An 18,985-nucleotide genomic window follows, 5' to 3' on the forward strand; every position below is an offset into this window, starting at 1 on the left:
ATCTCCCCCTCTAGGGGGGAGATTGCGCCTTGGTCTCCGCCTTCGCTAATCGCCGAAGTCGCGCCGAATACCGAGGCAGCAGAAGTACGGCCGTCGGCGGAACTGCCGATCTCCCCCCTAGAGGGGGAGATGTCCGGCAGGACAGAGGGGGGCGCGAAGGAATGCCAGCTTGCGAGTGATCTACGCTGCCGTTCCGTCAAATCCCTTGCATGAGCTTCGCGGCCTTTTTCGGCGACCATCCTGAGAATCGCGACGGCGATATCACGGGCAGCATCTTTCTCGATCATGGCGAGAGGCCTGACATTCTGCCCGTCACCAGCAACAGCTATCCGCCAGCCGACGCCCGCGTCGGTTCTGATCGCAGCCAGTCGTACATCGGCCACTACCGCATCCATCGTCAGTTGCCCGCCGCCGTCGATGACGACTGAAACCTTCGGACCGAGCCTTGCCGTCAGACCAGCCTCTTCAATCGCCACCCGAATCCGCTCCGCCATCGGGCGCGGGTCGGCTATCTCCTCCGGGTCGAGCCCGGCCAGTGGGCCGGTCTCGACCGGCACGCCGGTGCGCACGGCGATGCCGAGCGCATCGACCTCCATCGCCAGTAGCCGGGCGCTTTCGTGCGTCAGGCCGCGTATCTGCAGGCCGCCGCGGGCGGTCACTTCCATGATGCCGTTGCCATGGCGCAAGGCGGATTCGCAGAGTCCGATCAACGACTTCGGCAACAGTCCTCCAGCGACCGGATTGAGCCGCACCAGCAGCCCGTCGCCGGTTTGCATCGGCGCGGACAAGGCAGGGCAGGCGCCACGGCGCGAGAAAGCGTTCATGCCGCCACTCCCAGAGCTTGCGCTTCGGCAATCAGTGCGGCGAGATCGTTATCGATCGAGTTGCGCAGCGGATGCCAGAGCCCGCGCCGCCGTGCTGACAGCAAACGCTCGGCAATCACCTTCGCCGCCGCCGGGTTCTCGCGCAGGATGAAGGCGCGCACCACGGGGTCGCCGAGATAGGCGTCGTGCACGGCCTCGATCAGCGTGCCTGATATGGCATGGGTAGTCTCGGCAAAGCCGACCAGCCGGTCGACCGTCTCGGCGAATTCCGAGGCGCCGCGCGGCCCGTGCCGCATCTGGCCGGCGATGAAGCGCGGGTTGACCGCGCGGGCGCGAACTACCCGGGATACGGCCTCACCAACCGAGCGCGGCTTGGGCTTTTGCGGGTCCGTGGTGTCGAGCACGATCACGTCGGCGTTCTTGCCGAGCGCGGCAAGCGCTGCCGAAAAGCCGCCGATAAAGGCGACGTCGGCCGAGCCTTCGAGGATGTCGCGGCCGGGGTCGTCGCCGGTATGAACCAGAAGGTCGGCCTCAGCGATGCGACCCTCAAACGCGCCAGGCGCCGAAATGCCTTCGCCCTCGGCGCCGCCATAGGCATGCGAAGTGGCGTCGAGATAGGCGCGGCCGATCTCTTCGCGCGCCGACCAGTCGCCGCTCGACAACATGTCCTCGACGCCGGCGCCGTAAGTGCCGGGCGAAGTGCCGAAAATGCGCGGGCTGATCTTGCCGTCGATGCGGGTCCTGGCCGCCAGCGGGTTTTCCGAATCGTGCTCGTCGCGGGTCGCCACGGCGTTGGCCGCGGCGTCGATCAGCGCGATCTGGGTCGGGAACATATCGCGGAACAGGCCCGATATGCGCCAGGTGACGTCGACGCGCGGGCGGCCGAGCGTTGCCGGCGGCAGCACCTCGATGCCGGTGATGCGGCCGGTGGCTGAATCCCATTGCGGCCGGCAGCCCATCAGCGCCAGGCCTTGCGCGATCTCCTCGCCGCCGGTGCGCAGCGAGGCCGACCCCCAGAGGTCGATGACCAGCGAGCGCGGCCAGTCGCCATGCGATTGCATGTAGTTGCGGACGACTTCTTCCGCTGCCGCCTTACCCAGATCATAGGCGGTCGGCGTCGGCATGGTGCGCGGGTCGGCGGTAAACAAATTGCGGCCGGTGGGCAGCACATCGCTCCGGCCACGCGCCGGCGCGCCGGCCGGACCGGCAGCGACGTGGCGGCCGTCGAGGGCGGCAAGCAGCGCGGTTTTTTCAGCTGCCGCACTTTGCCGCCGTACCGGATCAGCTTCGCCTTCCGGCGAGCGGCCGTAAATGTGCAGGCCGTCCTTGATGGCGAAATCCTTGAGATCGCAGAGCCAGGCGTCGATGCGGCGCAAAGCCTCGTCGGCTGCGTCGGTCCTGGCGACACCAGCCTCTGAGGCGAGGCCGGTCTTTTCCGCCGTTTCGACTATCAGCTTCGCCAGGCGGTCGCGGCGGCGGCGGTCGAGCCCGTCGGCCTGGGCATATTCGTCGACCAGTCGTTCAAGCCTGTGCTGGTTTTCGTCCAGCCCGGCGCCGGTCAGCGGCGGCGGCAGATGGCCAAGCGTGACGGCGGCAACGCGCCGCTTGGCTTGCGCTGCCTCGCCTGGATTGGAGACGATGAAGGGGTAGACGACGGGCAGGGCGCCGGTGACGATTTCGGGAAAGCAGTTTTCGCTGAGCGCAACGGTCTTGCCGGGCAGCCATTCCAGCGTGCCGTGGGCGCCGACATGGACAATTGCATGGATGCCGAGCGACTGGCGCAGCCAGAGGCCAAAGGCGACCAGCGCATGGCGCGGCGGCAATGTCGGGTCGTGATAGTCGGCGCGGCGGTCGACTGAGCGCCCGCGATCGGGGGCGAGCGCCACGGTGATGTTGCCGAACGTGGCCGTGCGGAAGCGGAATTTGGCGACAGCAGGCGCTTGAACACCCCCCTCTGTCCTGCCGGACATCTCCCCCGCAAGGGGGGAGATTGCGCTCTCATTGCCGGTTTCGCCAATCACTGAGGTTGCAGAACGGGTGCCGTCGGCGAAACGGCCAATCTCCCCCCTTGAGGGGGAGATGTCCGGCAGGACAGAGGGGGGCGCCTCGCGCGAACCTGTCTCATCTTCCGCCTTACCCCATGCCGCCTCCACGGCAGCGAGTGCCGCAGTCGGTAACTCTGCAGAAAGAGCGAGATAATCGTCCAGTCTCAGCCCACCATTCCCCCGTTCCAGCAAATCCAACAACTCCCTTGGCGTTTGCGGAATCCTTTCAACGGCGTAGCCCTGTTCGCTCAGATCGTGCAGCATTGCCAGCACGCTGGACGGCACGTCGAGGCCGACGGCGTAGCCGGTGCGACCGGGGGCGCTCGGATAGTCGGGGATCAGGATGGCGAGCTTGCGTTCCGCGCGCGGCGTCCGCCGCAGGCGCACGAATGCCTCGATACGGTTCGCCACTTGCGCGACGCGGTCGGGCTCTGGCCGGTTGGCGAAGGCGCGGAAGGCCAATGCGGGATCGGTTTCGCTTTCGCCCTTGAAGGAAATGGCGCCGGCCAGGATGCGGCCGTCGAGCTCGGGCAGGACGACATGCATGGCAAGGTCGGCGGGCGCCAGGCCGCGCTGATTGGTTTGCCAGATGTCGCGGCGGGTGGTTGCGACGATGACCTGGAACACCGGCACGCCGGCGCGGTCGAACAGGGTTTCAACGCCCGGCTCGGCCCCAGAGGCGAAAGCTGTGGCGGTGATGATGGCGGCAGGCTTCAGCGTTGCAAGCGCGGTTTCAACAAAGGCGAGTGAGGCCGGGTCCTTGAGGCTGGAGACGAAGATAGGCACGGGAGCCATGCCGCGCGCGCTCAGCGCTTCGAAAAGCGCGTCGATGGGCGCGACGTCGGCCGCGAGCAGCATCGAACGGTAGAAGAGGATTGGCACGACGTCCCCCTCCCTCTCGAGGGGAGGGTGGCCCGAAGGGCCGGGTGGGGTCATTGCGGCAGTGCTCGACGCCTCTTTGAGTTGGCGCGCTTCGGAGAGGACCCCATCCCCGGCCTGCGGCCGGACCCTCCCCTCGAGGGGGAGGGGGACGCCGCGTTCTACGACCCCCAGTCCCGGCTCGTAAAATCCAGCCTTTGGCACGCTAACGGGTTCGGCTACCGCCGCACCAGATCCAGCGAGACTTGCCAGCCTCTGCACCAGCGCCGTCATATTTGCCGGCCCGCCCTCGCGAAAATAGCCAAGCAGGGCGTCCAACTCCTCGCGCGGCAGCGTCGAGCCTTCGATCAGTCGCAAATCCTCGTCGTGGCTCTCGCCCGGTAGGAGCGCCAGCTTGATACCGCGATTTCGCGCGATAACGGCGAGCTGGTCGCAGCCATAGCGCCACCACTCGTAGCCGCCGAGAATGCGGACCAGAATGACCTTGGCGTGGCGGGCGACGCTCTCGGTCCAGAGGTCGACGGACATCGGATGGCGCAGGTCGCGCAAGGCGGCGAGCCGCATCGAGGGCAGGCGGTCCGCATCCGCCTTCCACGCCGCCGCCAGCCCGGCCAGGTCGCTGTCGGTGAAGGACAGGGCCACGACATCCGCAGGCGTTTGCCTGAGATCGACAGGCTCGGCGAGATCGTCGAGCGAGGCGGATGTGGTGGTGAGGATGTGCATCGCGGCTTGTACCTGGGGTCAGCCGGCGAGGATACGCTCTATCGCCGGGCGGTTCAGCCCTTTCAGACCGATGACGACAAGGCGCGAGCGGCGATCGTCTTCAGCGGTCCAGGCCCGGTCGTAATAATGGTTGACGCGCGGGCCGACGGCCTGCAGCAGGAGCCGCATCGGCTTGCCGCCAACCTCGACGAAGCCCTTGACGCGCAACACGTTTTCTTCCTCCGCCGCCGTGGCGACGCGTTGTGCGAGCTCGTCCGGGTTAGACACGGACGCGATGTCGATGACGAACGAGTCAAAATCGTCATGTTCGTGGTCGAGCTCGTCGTCGTGATGGGTTTTGCGGTTCTCTATGTCGTCCTCGACGGCGAGGCCGAGGCCGAGCAGCACCGACGGATCGACCTTGCCTTGCGAAGTCGGCACGATCTTCACCGCCCGCGCAACATGCTTGCCGATGACGGCATTGGCACGGGCCGAGCCGGCTGCGTCCATCAGGTCGCTCTTCGAGAGGATGATCAGGTCGGCGCAAGCGAGCTGGTCCTCGAATACTTCCTCGACCGGATCGTCGTGTTCGAGCGTCTCGTCCTGCGCGCGCTGCGCCTGCAGGGCGTCCATGTCGTTGGCGACGCGCCCATCAGCCAGCGCCGGTCCGTCGACGACGGCGATAACGCCATCGACGGTCACCCGGCTCTTGACCGACGGCCACTGGAAGGCCTGGACCAGCGGCTTGGGCAGGGCCAGCCCGGACGTCTCGATCAGGATATGGTCGACCCTCGGCATCAGCGACAGGATCTGGTCGAGTGCCGGGACGAAATCGTCGGCGACAGTGCAGCAGATGCAGCCATTGGCCAGCTCGACAATGTTTTCCTCGGGGCAGGTGTCGATGCCGCAGCCCTTCAGGATCTCGCCGTCGATGCCGATGTCGCCGAACTCGTTGACGATGATGGCCAGCCGCTTGCCTTTGGCGTTTTCGAGCAAATGGCGGATCAATGTCGTCTTGCCGGCGCCGAGAAATCCGGTAACGACGGTGCAGGGGACGCGCGAAAGGGGGGCAGCGGTCATATCAAGTCCTTCAAAAGGTCGAGGGGAGGGATGCGGGCAACCAGACCGCGCTTCAGGCAATCGGGACGGCCGCGCCACGGAATGAGCCCATCCGTCGAGGTGGCGAACAGCTTTGCGCCGGTCACGAGATCGGCGCCGCTGGTCGCGGTCAGGTCGCCGAAGACGTAACTCCAGCAGCCGTCGCGCAGCATGGCGGCGCTGAGCCGGCGCTTGCAATTGCCGAGGCATTCGACGGTGCGGATTTTGATGTTTTCGCCGGAAGCGGCGCGGCGCGTGTCCTCGGCGAGCAGTTCGCCGGCGCGGGGATGAGCGTCCGAACCGGTCTCGTCACGGCAGGAAGAGCAGACGATGACGGTAACGCCGGCCGGGGAATCGTCAGGGCCGGACAATAAATCCGCTGTCTCAGCCGAAAAACTGCTGTCGCGTTCCAAATCAGGCTCCTTGCCCGGAAAACCCGCCAGGCGATCGGATTCTTATGTCCTAGACGGCAGGTCTCCTGGCTCGCGGGTCATCGCCTTGGTGCCGCCTTCCCGGGAATATCCCAGTGGTTTTCGGCCTTGGCTCGTCGCTTACAGTTGCGGGGACAGCCGCGGATTTGAAATCGAGATTTCGCACCGCATTCCCTCTTGGCCCCTGCCGTTGCGGGCAGGGGACCGTCTGAAACGGATTTAGGCTTGTGGAGGCAGTCGTGTCAACGCACGTCTATGACGCGGCGATATCTGCGAGCGGCCGGCCAAGGTCGCCGGCAGCCGTCACCGCGATGCGCTCAAGCCCGAGCCAGCCCTGCATCTGCTTCAATTCCTCGAAGAGTTCGGCAGCGGTTTGTGGCGGGGCGCCGGGCTCCGCATAGGCGGCATGGACGCGCAATACGCCGGCCGGACGGTCGGCCCTGAGGTCGACGCGCCCGACGATGCTGTCGCCGAGCAGGAACGGCAGCACATAATAGCCATACCGGCGCTTTTCGGCCGGCGTGTAGATCTCGATGCGGTAGTGGAAGTCGAACAATCGCTCGGTGCGCGACCGCTCGAAGACCACGGGATCGAACGGCGCAAGCAAGGCGCGCGCCTCGATCCTGCGCGGCAAACGGACGTTCTTATGGAGATAGGCTGTTTTGCTCCAGCCGTCGACGCTCACCGGCAACAGCTCGCCAGCCTCGACCAGCTCCTCGATGCGGCCCTTAATATCGGCGGGCGAGAGGCGGAAATAGTCGCGCAGGTCGCCTGCCGTGGCGACGCCATGGGCGCGGGCGGAGATGCGCAGCAATTCGCGGTGGGCGTCCTCGGGGCAGGGAACCGGTAGAGCGAGTATCGCGGGCGGCAGTACGCGCTCCGGCAGATCGTAGAACCGTTCGAAGCCGCGGCGATGCGCGGTGGTGATGCGGCCGGCCCAGAACAGCCATTCGAAGGCGTGCTTGGCATGGCTCCAGCCCCACCAGCCGCCCGAACCCTTCTGGCCTTCGAAAGCCGACGCCGCGATCGGGCCTCGTTCGGCGACCTCGCGATAGATGTCTTCGATATAGGCGGCGTGCTCGCGGCCCCATTTGGCCAGTCCGCTGTACATTTCCTCGCCGCGCTCGGCCCGCTGCATGCGCCAGCGCATCAGCGGATAGGTCTCGACCGGCAGGAAGGAGGCTTCGTGCGCCCAATATTCAAAGACCATGCGCTTGCGCGTTATGGCGGCGTCGTCGAGCAGCGCCAGCTTGTAGGGGCCAAGCCGCGAATAGAGCGGCATGTAGTGGGCGCGCACCACGGCGCTGACGGAATCGATCTGCAGCAGGCCGGTACGGGCAAGCACGCGGGCCAGATGTCGGCGGTCGGGTGTACCGGCGGGTCGGGGATCATTGAATCCCTGTGCCGCCAGCGCGATGCGGCGGGCCATGCGAAGTGAGATTTTTTCCTTCATCAATGCGGGTATCCTGATGATGCCGGACAGAGAAGAGAATCTGTGATTCCGCGCCATGCTAGCAGGGTTTTGGCGGTATCCATGTCAGGAGAGAAAAGTGGAGTGAAAAGTGAAAGAAATCAAACAGGAGCGGATCTGACCAGTTTTCCCGGATATGCCGCCCAGTACCGCGATTTGAACAAGGTTTGACTTGCTTCGCCGAAAGCGCTGCGCTAACCCTCGCCGCGTTGCAGCATAGAGCCCCCTTAAAACGGTTCAGTGGTTAAACTGTCACGCTTCCGCAAGTGGGTCCGGTGCTGTAATCAGAGTGGATTGGCCGCCAACGGAAACTGCAGCATGAACGCACTTTTAGGTTCGTACCTGCCCATCGTCCTGTTCATCGGCGTGGCGCTGGTGGTCGGGCTGGCGCTGCTTGCCGCACCCTTCCTGGTGGCCTACCGCAACCCCGATCCGGAAAAGCTTTCGGCCTATGAATGCGGCTTCAACTCGTTCGACGATGCGCGCATGAAGTTCGACATCCGCTTCTACTTGGTGTCGATCCTGTTCATCATCTTCGATCTGGAGGTAGCCTTCCTGTTTCCTTGGGCGGTGTCGTTCAGCCAGATCGGCATGCTCGGTTTTTGGTCGATGATGGTGTTTTTGGCGGTGCTGACCATCGGCTTTGCCTATGAATGGAAAAAAGGAGCGCTGGAATGGGATTGAACGACAGTTCCGGCACGCTCGTCGCGCCGAAGCCCAAGGGCCTCATCGACCCCAACACCGGCAGGCCGGTGGGGGAGGATGATCCGTTCTTCCTGGAGATCAACAACGAGCTCGCCGACAAGGGCTTTCTCGTCACCTCGACCGAGGCGCTGATCACCTGGGCGCGCAGCGGCTCGCTGATGTTCATGACCTTCGGTCTCGCCTGCTGCGCGGTCGAGATGATCCATACCTCGATGCCGCGCTATGACTCCGAGAGGTTCGGTGTCGCGCCGCGCGCGTCTCCGCGTCAGTCCGACATCATGATCGTTGCCGGCACGCTGACCAACAAGATGGCGCCGGCGCTGCGCAAGGTCTACGATCAGATGCCGGAGCCGCGCTACGTCATCTCGATGGGCTCCTGCGCCAATGGCGGCGGCTATTATCATTATTCCTATTCGGTGGTGCGCGGCTGCGACCGCATCGTGCCGGTCGACATCTACGTGCCCGGCTGCCCGCCGAGCGCCGAAGCGCTGCTCTACGGCATCCTTCTCCTGCAGAAGAAGATCCGCCGCACCGGCACGATCGAACGGTGAGCGGCATGACCCAGGCGTTGAATGACCTCTCGACCTATCTGGGCGAGAAGCTGACCGGCCGGATCGGCGAGGCGGTGTTTGCCTATGGCGAACTCACCATCTCGGTCGAACCGCGCGACCTGATCGAGGCAGTGACCTTCCTGCGCGACGACCCGAAATGCCAGTTCATCTCGATCATCGATGTCTGCGGCGCCGATTATCCGTCGCGGGCAAAGCGCTTCGACGTCGTCTATCATTTGCTGTCGCCGAGGCAGAATATCCGCATCCGCATCAAGGTCCAGGCCGACGAAGAGACGCTGGTGCCGTCGATCACCGGCATATATCCCGGCGCCGACTGGTTCGAGCGCGAAACCTACGATCTCTATGGCGTGCTGTTTTCGGGTCATCCCGATCTGCGGCGGATTCTGACCGACTACGGCTTCGAAGGCCATCCGCTGCGCAAGGACTTTCCGCTGACCGGCTTCGTCGAGGTGCGCTACGACGACGAGGCCAAGCGCGTCATCTACGAGCCGGTGGAGCTCAAGCAGGAATTCCGCAATTTCGATTTTCTGTCCCCATGGGAAGGCACGGATTATGTTCTGCCGGGGGACGAGAAGGCGAAACAGTGAGTAGTGAGTAGTGAGTAGGAATTGGAAAAAAGGATCGAATCTTATCGCGACCTGAAGGTGTGGCAATCGGCGATGGTGCTTGCTGAAGATTGTTACCGCATCAGTAAAGGGTTTCCGAAGGAGGAGATCTACGGCATGACCTCGCAGATGCGCCGATCGGCGGTTTCGATCGCAGCCAACGTCGCGGAGGGATACGGTCGAGAAAACAGAGGTTCGTTCGTTCAATTTTTGCGCATGGCGCAAGGTTCGTTGAAGGAACTGGAAACGCACATTTTGCTGGCATGCCGGGTTGGGCTGCTACGAAAAGACGATGAGATTGAACTGCTACTGCGATGCGAAGAGATTGGAAAAATGACGAGATCTCTTATCCGGACGGTGCAGGCCAAGCAGGCGGAATGAAGCAGGCATTGAGGTTGATGATCACTACTCACTACTCACTACTGACTCTTCGCCAGAGGCGCCTCCATGGCTGAAACCTCCGTTCGCAACTTCAATATCAACTTTGGCCCGCAACACCCTGCAGCGCATGGTGTTTTGCGGTTGGTTCTTGAACTCGACGGCGAAGTCGTCGATCGCGTCGACCCGCATATCGGACTTTTGCACCGCGGCACGGAAAAGCTGATCGAGCACAAGACTTATCTGCAGGCGGTGCCTTATCTCGACCGGCTCGATTATTGCGCGCCGATGAACCAGGAACATGCCTTCGCGCTCGCAGCCGAGCGGCTGCTCGGCATCGAGGTGCCGAAGCGCGGGCAGCTTATTCGAGTTCTCTACTCTGAGATCGGCCGCATCATGTCGCACATCCTCAATGTGACGACGCAGGCGATGGATGTCGGTGCACTGACGCCGCCGCTATGGGGCTTCGTCGAGCGCGAAAAGCTGATGGTGTTCTATGAGCGTGCCAGCGGCTCGCGCATGCATGCGGCCTATTTCCGGCCGGGCGGTGTGCATCAAGACCTGCCGCAGAAGCTGATCGAGGACATCGGCAAGTGGATCGACCCGTTCCTGAAGTCGATCGACGACCTCGACGCGCTTTTGACCGGCAACCGTATTTTCAAGCAGCGCAATGTCGACATTGCCACTGTCTCCCTGGCGGACGCCTGGGCCTGGGGGTTTTCCGGCGTCATGGTGCGCGGCTCGGGTGCGCCGTGGGACCTGCGCAAATCGCAACCCTACGAATGCTATGCCGAGCTGGATTTCGACATTCCGGTCGGCAAGAACGGCGACTGTTTCGACCGTTATCTGGTGCGCATGGAAGAGATGCGGCAGTCGGCGAAAATCATGCGCCAGTGCGTCGACCTGTTGCTCGGCAAGGAGGGCGGCGGGCCGGTGTCGAACCTCGACGGCAAGGTGGTGCCGCCGAAGCGCGCGGCGATGAAGCGCTCGATGGAAGCGCTGATCCATCACTTCAAGCTCTACACCGAAGGCTACCGCGTTCCAGCCGGCGAGGTCTATGCCGCGGTCGAGGCGCCGAAGGGCGAGTTCGGCGTCTATCTCGTCTCCGACGGCACCAACAAGCCCTACCGCTGCAAGCTGCGCGCGCCGGGCTTTGCGCATCTGCAAGCCATGGACTTTTTGTGCCGCGGCCACATGCTGGCCGACGTCACCGCGGTTCTCGGCTCCCTCGACATCGTGTTTGGTGAGGTCGATCGCTAAATGTCAGTCCGCCGTCTCGCAGAAGCCAGCCTCCAGCCAGCCGCCTTTGCCTTCAACCGGGCGAATGCGGCAGCGGCGAAGCAGTGGATCAAGAAATATCCGAAGGGGCGAGAGCAATCCGCGATCATCCCCTTGCTCATGCTGGCGCAGGAGCAGGAAGGCTGGGTGACCAAGGCGGCGATCGAGGCGATCTCCGACATGCTCGGCATGCCCTATATCAGAGGGCTGGAAGTCGCCACCTTCTATACGCAATACCAGCTCAATCCGGTCGGCAGCCGCGCCCATATCCAGGTCTGCGGCACCACACCCTGCATGCTGCGCGGCTCGGAAGCGCTGATGGATGTGTGCCGCTCGAAGATCCATCACGACCAGTTCCACACCAACGACAAAGGCACGCTGTCGTGGGAGGAGGTCGAGTGCCTCGGCGCCTGCGTCAACGCGCCGATGGTGATGATATTCAAGGACACCTATGAGGATTTGACGCCGGAGCGGCTTGCCGAGATCATCGACCTTTATGACGCCGGCAAGGGCGCTACGGTGGAACCGGGACCGCAAAACGGCCGCGTCACTTCCGAGCCGGCCAGTGGCCTGACGACCCTTAAGAGTGAAAAGGCGATCCTCAAGGCGACCCGCGACCGGGAAACCAGGGCCGCGACCAAGGCCGCCAAGGAAGCGGCGCCGGCGGCTTACGCCGCAGCGCCGGTTCCGCCTGCTGCCGCGCCTGCACCGGCGCCAGTTGCGCCCTCGAATGCCAGCAAGCCGAAGACCGATGCGGTCGAGACCAGCCCGGCGCTGAAATCGCCGTCGGCGACAAAAGTCGCGCCAACGGCGGAGAAGGCGGCGAGCGTTGCAGCGCCTCTGCATTCGGCCGCCAATGCCAACAAGGCCGAGCCGCAGGTCGAGGACGTCTCGAAACAGCGCAAAGGCTCCAAGAACAAGGCCGAGCCGGCGTCTGCTTTCAAAGCGCCGGAGGCCAAGGTTAAACCAGCGAAGGCTGCCGCCGAAGCGGCCAAGCCGTCGCCCGGAAACAAGAGCCGGCCGACCGGCAAGAAGCCGGTCTGAGGAACGAGCAATGCTTCAGGACAGAGACCGCATCTTCAACAACATCTACGGCCGCTTCGACAAGTCGCTGGCCGGCGCCATGGCGCGCGGCGCCTGGGACAACACGCCCGGCATCATCGCCAAGGGGCGCGAGTGGATCGTCAACGAGATGAAGGCATCGGGCCTGCGCGGCCGCGGCGGCGCCGGCTTCCCGACCGGGCTCAAATGGTCGTTCATGCCCAAGCAGAGCGACGGCCGGCCGAGTTATCTCGTCGTCAATGCCGACGAGTCCGAACCCGGCACCTGCAAGGACCGCGATATATTGCGCCACGATCCGCATACGCTGGTCGAGGGCTGCCTGATCGCCGGCTTCGCCATGGGCGCGGTCGCCGCCTACATCTACGTGCGCGGCGAGTTCATCCGCGAGCGCGAGGCGCTGCAACTCGCCATCGACGAGGCCTATGCGGCCAAGCTGATCGGCAAGAACAATACCTCCGGCTACGATTTCGACATCTACATGCACCATGGCGCCGGCGCCTATATCTGTGGCGAGGAAACGGCGCTGCTCGAAAGCCTCGAAGGCAAGAAAGGCCAGCCGCGGCTGAAGCCGCCGTTTCCGGCCAATGTCGGCCTCTATGGCTGCCCGACGACGGTCAACAACGTCGAGTCCATCGCCGTGGCGCCAACCATTCTGCGCCGCGGTGCGGCCTGGTTCTCGTCCTTCGGCCGGCCCAACAATGCCGGCACCAAGCTGTTCTGCATCTCCGGCCACGTCAACAATCCGTGCACCGTCGAAGAGGCGATGTCGATCCCGTTCCGCGAACTGATCGAGACGCATTGCGGCGGCATCCGCGGCGGCTGGGACAATCTGCTGGCGGTCATTCCGGGCGGCGCCTCGGTGCCGTTGGTGCCGGCCGAGCAGATCATCGACGCGCCGATGGATTTCGATGCGCTGCGCGACCTGAAATCGGGCCTCGGCACCGCGGCTGTCATCGTCATGGACAAATCGACCGATATCGTGAAAGCGATCGCGCGGCTGTCCTACTTCTACAAGCATGAGAGCTGCGGCCAGTGCACGCCCTGCCGTGAGGGCACGGGCTGGATGTGGCGGGTGATGGAACGGCTGGTGCGCGGCGAGGCGCAGAAGCGCGAGATCGACATGCTGCTCGACGTGACCAAGCAGGTCGAGGGCCACACGATCTGCGCTCTGGGCGATGCGGCGGCATGGCCGATCCAGGGCCTGATGCGGCATTTCCGCGGCGAGGTGGAGCGGCGCATCGACGAGTTCTCGCGCAACGCACACCGCGCCGAACCGGTGCTGGCGGCGGCGGAATAGAAGAATTCAAAAAATGCGGGCGAATGCCCGAAACGAGGAAACGAGCGCGGGGCAGACGGAAACGACCAGGAGACCACCTATGTCGCTGTTTTCGATACCCGACGATTTGACGCCCGATGGGGACCCGTTCTTGAAGATGAACCAGGACCTGACCAGGACAATGCCGAAGGAGATGGCCAGCGCCGTCAATCTCCTGGCGCATCCTGTCGCCGGCGCGGCGGCGATGACGGCACTCGGCATCGGGCTTGCCAACCACGCCTTTGGCGTCTGGATGGGCGTGCTTTCAGGCGTGGCCGAGACCTCGCAGCGGCTTTGGCAGCCGGTCACCGAGGATTTCGAGGCCCGGACCGAACGCGTTTCCGCGACCGGCAAAAGCTCCTCGACCAAGGCGCGCGCAGCCACCAAAACCCTGATTGCCGAGGCGCAGTCCTTCGCTAATGACGTGACCGACATTGCAACAAGCACTGCGGCGCGGAGCGTGGCGAATGCCAGCACCGTTGCAGCGGATGCGTCGGCCGGGCTGATGCCGGAAGATTTCAAGCAGCCCAAGCCGATGGACCGGCCAGCCGTGCCCGCCGACCTCAAGGCAATATCGGGCATCGGGCCGAAACTGGAAAAGGTGCTGAACGGCCTTGGCATCTGGACATACGCCCAGATTGCCGCGTGGACGCCGCAAGAGATCGCCTGGGTCGAAGATTACCTGTCGTTGAAGGGCCGTATCGGCCGTGACGGCTGGATCGGTCAGGCGGCCGCATTGGCCGGGGCCAAAAATTGAATTCAATACCGTGCGCGGTGTCGGCTGCGCCCGGAAGGAAAGATTGCGGAACGTCCGCAGGGGTTTGAGGCGAAATGGCAAAGCTCAAGGTCGACGGGAAAGAGATCACTGTACCCGACCACTACACGCTGCTGCAGGCGGCCGAGGACGCCGGTGCGGAAGTGCCGCGCTTCTGCTTCCACGAGCGGCTGTCGATCGCCGGCAATTGCCGCATGTGCCTGATCGAGGTGAAGGGCGGCCCGCCCAAGCCGCAGGCGTCCTGCGCCATGGGCGTGCGCGACCTGCGCCCCGGTCCGAACGGCGAGCCGCCGGAAATCTTCACCAACACGCCGATGGTCAAGAAGGCCCGCGAAGGCGTGATGGAATTCCTGCTGATCAACCATCCGCTGGACTGCCCGATCTGCGATCAGGGCGGCGAGTGCGACCTGCAGGACCAGGCGATGGCGTTCGGCGTCGATTCCTCACGCTACCACGAGAACAAGCGGGCGGTCGAAGACAAGTATATCGGGCCGCTGGTCAAGACGATCATGAACCGCTGCATCCATTGCACGCGCTGCGTCCGCTTCACCACCGAGATTGCGGGCATATCCGAGCTCGGCCTGATCGGCCGCGGCGAGGATGCCGAGATCACCACCTATCTCGAAAGCGCAATGACTTCGGAACTGCAGGGCAATGTCATCGACCTTTGCCCGGTCGGTGCGCTGACCTCCAAACCCTACGCCTTCCAGGCACGGCCTTGGGAACTGACCAAGACCGAGTCCATCGACGTGATGGACGCCGTCGGCTCGGCGATCCGCGTCGATAGCCGGGGCCGCGAAGTGATGCGCATCCTGCCGCGTACCAACGAGGCGGTGAACGAGGAGTGGATTTCCGACAAGACCCGCTTTATCTGGGACGGCCTGCGCACGCAGCGCCTCGACCGGCCCTATGTGCTCAAGGACGGCAGACTGGCCCCGGCAAGCTGGGCGGAGGCTTTTGCCGCGATCAAGGAAGCGGTGTCGAATGCCGCACCCGAAAAGATCGGCGCCATTGCCGGCGATCTCGCAGCCGTCGAGGAGATCTACGCGCTGAAGCTTCTGATGGCTTCGCTCGGCTCGAGGAACACCGACTGCCGCCAGGACGGTGCCGCACTCGATCCGTCGCTCGGCCGGGCCAGCTATGTCTTCAACCCGACCATCGAAGGCATCGAACAGGCCGATGCGGTGCTGATCATCGGCGCCAATCCGCGCTTCGAGGCATCCCTGCTCAACGCCCGCATCCGCAAGCGCTGGCGGGCCGGCAATCTGCCGGTCGGCGTCATCGGCGATGTCGGCGATACGCGCTATGATTACGAGCAGCTCGGCGCCGGACCGGAATCGCTGAAGGATCTGGCCGACGGCAACGGCAAGTTCTTCCATCTGCTAAAGAAGGCGACGCATCCGCTGATCATCGTCGGCCAGGGTGCGCTGGCGCGTCCGGACGGCGCGGCCGTGCTCGGCCAGGCGGCGAAGCTCGCCGTCGCAGTCAACGCCGCTAGGGCCGATTGGAACGGCTTTGCCCTGCTGCACACCGCCGCGGCACGCGTCGGCGGCCTCGATGTCGGCTTCGTACCGGGCGAGGGCGGCAGGAATGTCGCCGGCATGCTGGGCGAGACCGACGTGCTGTTCCTGCTCGGCGCCGACGAAATCGACATGGCCAAGACCGGCGGCGCTTTCGTCGTCTATATCGGCACGCATGGCGACAAGGGCGCGCATCGCGCCAACGTCATCCTGCCGGGCGCCGCCTATACCGAGAAGTCGGGCACCTTCGTCAACACCGAAGGCCGCGTGCAGCAGACCAACCGTGCCGGCTTCGCGCCCGGCGAAGCGCGCGAGGACTGGGCGATCCTTCGGGCACTGTCGGATGTGCTCGGCAAGAAGCTGCCGTTCGATTCGCTGCAGCAACTGCGCGCAAAGCTCTATGCGCAATACCCGCATCTTGCCCGCGTCGACCATGTCGCGGCCGGCGACCCGGCCGACATCGCCAGGGTTGCCAAGCTCGGCGGTCGGCTGAACAAGGGCACCTTCACCTCGCCGGTCAAGGATTTCTACCTGACCAATCCGATCGCGCGGGCTTCCGCGGTGATGGCCGAATGCTCGGCTTTGGCGAAAAACGGCTTCAGGCAGGCGGCGGAGTAGACATGGACACTTTCTTCTCCTTCTACGTGCTGCCGGCGCTGCTGATCCTTTTGAAGTCGGTCGTGCTGATCGTCGTTCTGTTGATCTTCGTCGCCTATGTGCTTTATGCCGACCGCAAGATCTGGGCGGCGGTGCAATTGCGCCGCGGCCCGAACGTCGTCGGCCCGTGGGGCACACTGCAGGCCTTCGCCGATCTGCTGAAATTCGTGTTCAAGGAGCCGGTGATCCCGTCCGGCGCCAACAAGGGCGTTTTCCTGCTGGCGCCCTTGGTCTCGGCGGTGCTGGCGATCTCGGCCTGGGCGGTGATCCCGGTCAATGAGGGCTGGGCGATCGCCAACGTCAATGTCGGCATCCTCTATGTCTTCGCCATCTCCTCGCTCGAGGTCTATGGCGTGATCATGGGCGGCTGGGCGTCCAATTCGAAATACCCGTTCCTTGGCGCGCTGCGCTCGGCGGCGCAGATGGTGTCCTACGAAGTCTCCATCGGTTTCGTCATCGTCACCGTGCTGCTTTGCGTCGGCTCGCTCAACCTGTCCGACATCGTCTTGTCGCAGCAGGACGGGCTGGGCACGCGGCTCGGCCTGCCCAACACCTTCCTCGACTGGCATTGGCTGTCGCTGTTCCCGATGTTCATCGTCTTCTTCATCTCGGCGTTGGCCGAGACCAACCGGCCGCCCTTCGACCTTGTGGAAGCCGAATCGGAACTCGTCGCCGGCCACATGGTCGAATATTCGTCGACGCCGTTCCTGCTGTTCTTCCTCGGCGAATATGTCGCCGTGGTCCTGATGTGCGCGCTGGCCACCATCCTGTTCCTCGGCGGCTGGCTGCCGCCCTTCAACTTCGCGCCGTTCACCTGGGTGCCGGGGCTGATCTGGTTCGTGCTCAAGGTCTGCCTGGTGTTCTTCATGTTCTCGATGGTGAAGGCGTTCGTGCCGCGCTATCGCTACGACCAGCTGATGCGGCTCGGCTGGAAGGTCTTCCTACCGATCTCGCTGTTCATGGTGGTCGCCACCGCCGCTTTCCTAAAGATCACGGGGTTTGCCTGATGTCTGCATTATCCCAGGCCGCCAAGTCACTGCTTTTGCAGGATTTCGTCAGCGCTTTCTTCCTGTCGATGCGCCAGTTCTTCGCGCCGAAGGAGACGATCAACTATCCGCATGAGAAGGGACCGGTCAGCCCGCGCTTCCGCGGCGAGCATGCGCTGCGCCGTTATCCGAACGGCGAGGAACGCTGCATCGCCTGCAAATTGTGCGAGGCGATCTGCCCGGCGCAGGCCATCACCATCGAAGCCGGCCCACGCCGCAATGACGGCACGCGGCGCACCGTGCGCTACGACATCGATATGGTGAAATGCATCTATTGCGGCTTCTGCCAGGAAGCCTGCCCGGTCGACGCCATCGTCGAGGGGCCGAATTTCGAGTTCGCGACGGAGACGCGCGAGGAACTTTATTACGACAAGGACAGGCTTCTGGCCAATGGCGACCGCTGGGAGCGTGAGCTGGCGCGCAACATCTCGCTGGATGCGCCTTACCGCTGATATTTGATGCATGAACGGGGCGAGGGCCTCGTTCAGAGGATGATCCCGAAAAGTTGCATACTTTTCGGACAAGATCATCCTCCGGAATGAAAGAGTGTCGCATGTTTTCTTTTCGATCGGGTCTTTCAACCCGATCGGAACATGCGATAGGAACACGCAACTTGCCGACCGGAGGCGGTGGCAAAAAACAGGACGAACGTCCTGTTTGGACAGGAAACCCGGGGGAACCCATGCTGAGTGGACTAGAGGCGGCCTTTTTCTACCTCTTCGCCTTTGTCGCGGTGGCATCGGCGTTCATGGTCATTTCGGCGCGCAATCCCGTGCATTCTGTGCTGTTTCTGATCCTGACCTTCTTCAACGCCGCCGGCCTGTTCATGCTGACCGGCGCCGAGTTCCTGGCGATGATCCTGCTCGTCGTCTATGTCGGCGCCGTGCTGGTGCTGTTCCTGTTCGTCGTCATGATGCTCGACGTTGACTTCGCCGAAATGAAGGAAGGCGCCCTGCAATATGCACCGATCGGCGCGCTGGTCGGGCTGATCCTGGCGGCGGAGCTGATCGTGGTGCTCGGCGGCTATACATTCGCGCCGAAACTGGCGGCGATGGTCGCCAAGCCCATTCCGGACCTGGCCGCGCGCTCGAACACGGCAGCGCTCGGCGACATCCTCTATACGGATTACCTCTATTACTTCCAGATCGCCGGCCTGGTGCTGCTGGTCGCCATGATCGGCGCCATCGTGCTGACGCTGCGCCATAAGCCGGGCGTCAAGCGGCAGTCGATCGCCGCCCAGGTCGGCCGCACGGCGGCAACCGGAGTGGAAATCCGCAAGGTCAAGACGGGCGAAGGAGTCTGAAATGGTCGTCGGCATCGCGCACTACCTGACCGTATCGGCGATCCTGTTCACGCTCGGCGTGTTCGGCATCTTCCTGAACCGCAGGAACGTCATCGTCATCCTGATGTCGATCGAGCTGATCCTGCTTGCGGTCAACATCAATTTCGTCGCCTTTTCGGCGGCGCTCGGCGATTTGGTCGGCCAGGTGTTCGCACTGTTCGTGCTGACGGTCGCGGCGGCCGAAGCGGCGATCGGCCTTGCCATTCTCGTCGTCTTCTTCCGCAACCGCGGCTCGATCGCGGTCGAAGACGTGAACATGATGAAGGGTTGACGGAACCAC

18 protein-coding genes and 1 riboswitch are annotated in these 18,985 nt (G+C 63.8%); of the genes, 13 read left to right on the forward strand and 5 right to left on the reverse strand.

The genetic code is table 11. The features are described 5' to 3' along the window. The 5 genes from cobG to NKJ17_RS09505 all read right to left on the reverse strand — a co-directional run. Nucleotides 1–824: precorrin-3B synthase (gene cobG, locus NKJ17_RS09485; protein WP_352688099.1), on the reverse strand; the 824-nt coding region annotated here is incomplete at its 3' end. Further along, nucleotides 821–4,471: a cobaltochelatase subunit CobN gene (locus NKJ17_RS09490; protein ID WP_352688101.1), complete on the reverse strand. Its 3,651-nt coding sequence runs from the start codon at nt 4,469–4,471 to the stop codon at nt 821–823. The genes cobG and NKJ17_RS09490, both read right to left, overlap by 4 nt. Before the next feature lie 18 nt (nt 4,472–4,489). After that, complete coding sequence (gene cobW / locus NKJ17_RS09495) at nt 4,490–5,530, reverse strand: cobalamin biosynthesis protein CobW (RefSeq protein ID WP_352688103.1); 1,041 nt, start codon at nt 5,528–5,530, stop codon at nt 4,490–4,492. Next, complete coding sequence (locus NKJ17_RS09500; RefSeq protein WP_352688105.1) at nt 5,527–5,961, reverse strand: DUF1636 family protein; 435 nt, start codon at nt 5,959–5,961, stop codon at nt 5,527–5,529. Before NKJ17_RS09500 ends, cobW begins: the two co-directional genes overlap by 4 nt. A gap of 38 nt (nt 5,962–5,999) precedes the next feature. Continuing rightward, nucleotides 6,000–6,203: riboswitch (cobalamin riboswitch) on the reverse strand. 29 nt (nt 6,204–6,232) lie between these two features. Beyond that, nucleotides 6,233–7,432, reverse strand: a complete 1,200-nt coding sequence (locus tag NKJ17_RS09505; RefSeq protein WP_352505864.1) for a winged helix-turn-helix domain-containing protein — start codon at nt 7,430–7,432, stop codon at nt 6,233–6,235. Nucleotides 7,433–7,768: 336 nt separating this feature from the next. Between NKJ17_RS09505 and NKJ17_RS09510 the strand changes: the two genes are divergently transcribed. The 13 genes from NKJ17_RS09510 (at nt 7,769) to nuoK (ending at nt 18,976) form a co-directional block, all read left to right on the forward strand. Beyond that, nucleotides 7,769–8,134 carry an NADH-quinone oxidoreductase subunit A gene (locus NKJ17_RS09510; protein WP_023720750.1) on the forward strand — a complete coding sequence of 122 codons (366 nt, stop codon included), beginning with the start codon at nt 7,769–7,771 and terminating at the stop codon, nt 8,132–8,134. Beyond that, nucleotides 8,125–8,706: a NuoB/complex I 20 kDa subunit family protein gene (locus NKJ17_RS09515; RefSeq protein WP_023720749.1), complete on the forward strand. Its 582-nt coding sequence runs from the start codon at nt 8,125–8,127 to the stop codon at nt 8,704–8,706. The genes NKJ17_RS09510 and NKJ17_RS09515 overlap by 10 nt, the downstream gene beginning before the upstream one ends. Before the next feature lie 5 nt (nt 8,707–8,711). Continuing rightward, nucleotides 8,712–9,314 carry an NADH-quinone oxidoreductase subunit C gene (locus tag NKJ17_RS09520; protein WP_352505697.1) on the forward strand — a complete coding sequence of 201 codons (603 nt, stop codon included), beginning with the start codon at nt 8,712–8,714 and terminating at the stop codon, nt 9,312–9,314. A 21-nt stretch (nt 9,315–9,335) separates the two neighbouring features. After that, the gene (locus NKJ17_RS09525) at nt 9,336–9,713 is read left to right on the forward strand and encodes a four helix bundle protein (protein ID WP_352505698.1); all 378 of its coding nucleotides are present in this window, start codon (nt 9,336–9,338) and stop codon (nt 9,711–9,713) included. 66 nt (nt 9,714–9,779) lie between these two features. After that, complete coding sequence (locus NKJ17_RS09530) at nt 9,780–10,970, forward strand: NADH-quinone oxidoreductase subunit D (RefSeq protein ID WP_254818103.1); 1,191 nt, start codon at nt 9,780–9,782, stop codon at nt 10,968–10,970. After that, nucleotides 10,971–12,032 (forward strand): NADH-quinone oxidoreductase subunit NuoE, encoded by a 1,062-nt coding sequence (gene nuoE / locus NKJ17_RS09535; protein ID WP_352505699.1) that lies wholly within the window; start codon nt 10,971–10,973, stop codon nt 12,030–12,032. Nucleotides 12,033–12,042: 10 nt separating this feature from the next. Beyond that, nucleotides 12,043–13,347 (forward strand): NADH-quinone oxidoreductase subunit NuoF, encoded by a 1,305-nt coding sequence (gene nuoF, locus NKJ17_RS09540; protein WP_352505700.1) that lies wholly within the window; start codon nt 12,043–12,045, stop codon nt 13,345–13,347. 79 nt (nt 13,348–13,426) lie between these two features. After that, entirely contained in the window at nt 13,427–14,122 is a 696-nt protein-coding gene (locus tag NKJ17_RS09545) for a helix-hairpin-helix domain-containing protein (protein ID WP_352505701.1), read from the forward strand. Between the two features lie 74 nt (nt 14,123–14,196). Continuing rightward, entirely contained in the window at nt 14,197–16,278 is a 2,082-nt protein-coding gene (gene nuoG / locus NKJ17_RS09550; protein WP_352505702.1) for an NADH-quinone oxidoreductase subunit NuoG, read from the forward strand. 2 nt (nt 16,279–16,280) lie between these two features. Continuing rightward, entirely contained in the window at nt 16,281–17,324 is a 1,044-nt protein-coding gene (gene nuoH, locus NKJ17_RS09555) for an NADH-quinone oxidoreductase subunit NuoH (RefSeq protein ID WP_292663045.1), read from the forward strand. Beyond that, entirely contained in the window at nt 17,324–17,815 is a 492-nt protein-coding gene (gene nuoI, locus NKJ17_RS09560; RefSeq protein ID WP_023676622.1) for an NADH-quinone oxidoreductase subunit NuoI, read from the forward strand. The genes nuoH and nuoI overlap by 1 nt, the downstream gene beginning before the upstream one ends. Before the next feature lie 230 nt (nt 17,816–18,045). After that, the gene (locus tag NKJ17_RS09565) at nt 18,046–18,666 is read left to right on the forward strand and encodes an NADH-quinone oxidoreductase subunit J (RefSeq protein WP_352505703.1); all 621 of its coding nucleotides are present in this window, start codon (nt 18,046–18,048) and stop codon (nt 18,664–18,666) included. A gap of 1 nt (nt 18,667) precedes the next feature. After that, nucleotides 18,668–18,976: an NADH-quinone oxidoreductase subunit NuoK gene (gene nuoK, locus NKJ17_RS09570; RefSeq protein WP_023676620.1), complete on the forward strand. Its 309-nt coding sequence runs from the start codon at nt 18,668–18,670 to the stop codon at nt 18,974–18,976. The last annotated feature ends 9 nt before the right edge of the window (nt 18,977–18,985 follow it).

Origin of the sequence: Mesorhizobium sp. M0208 (genome assembly GCF_040322015.1) — a bacterium.
GTDB lineage: Bacteria > Pseudomonadota > Alphaproteobacteria > Rhizobiales > Rhizobiaceae > Mesorhizobium.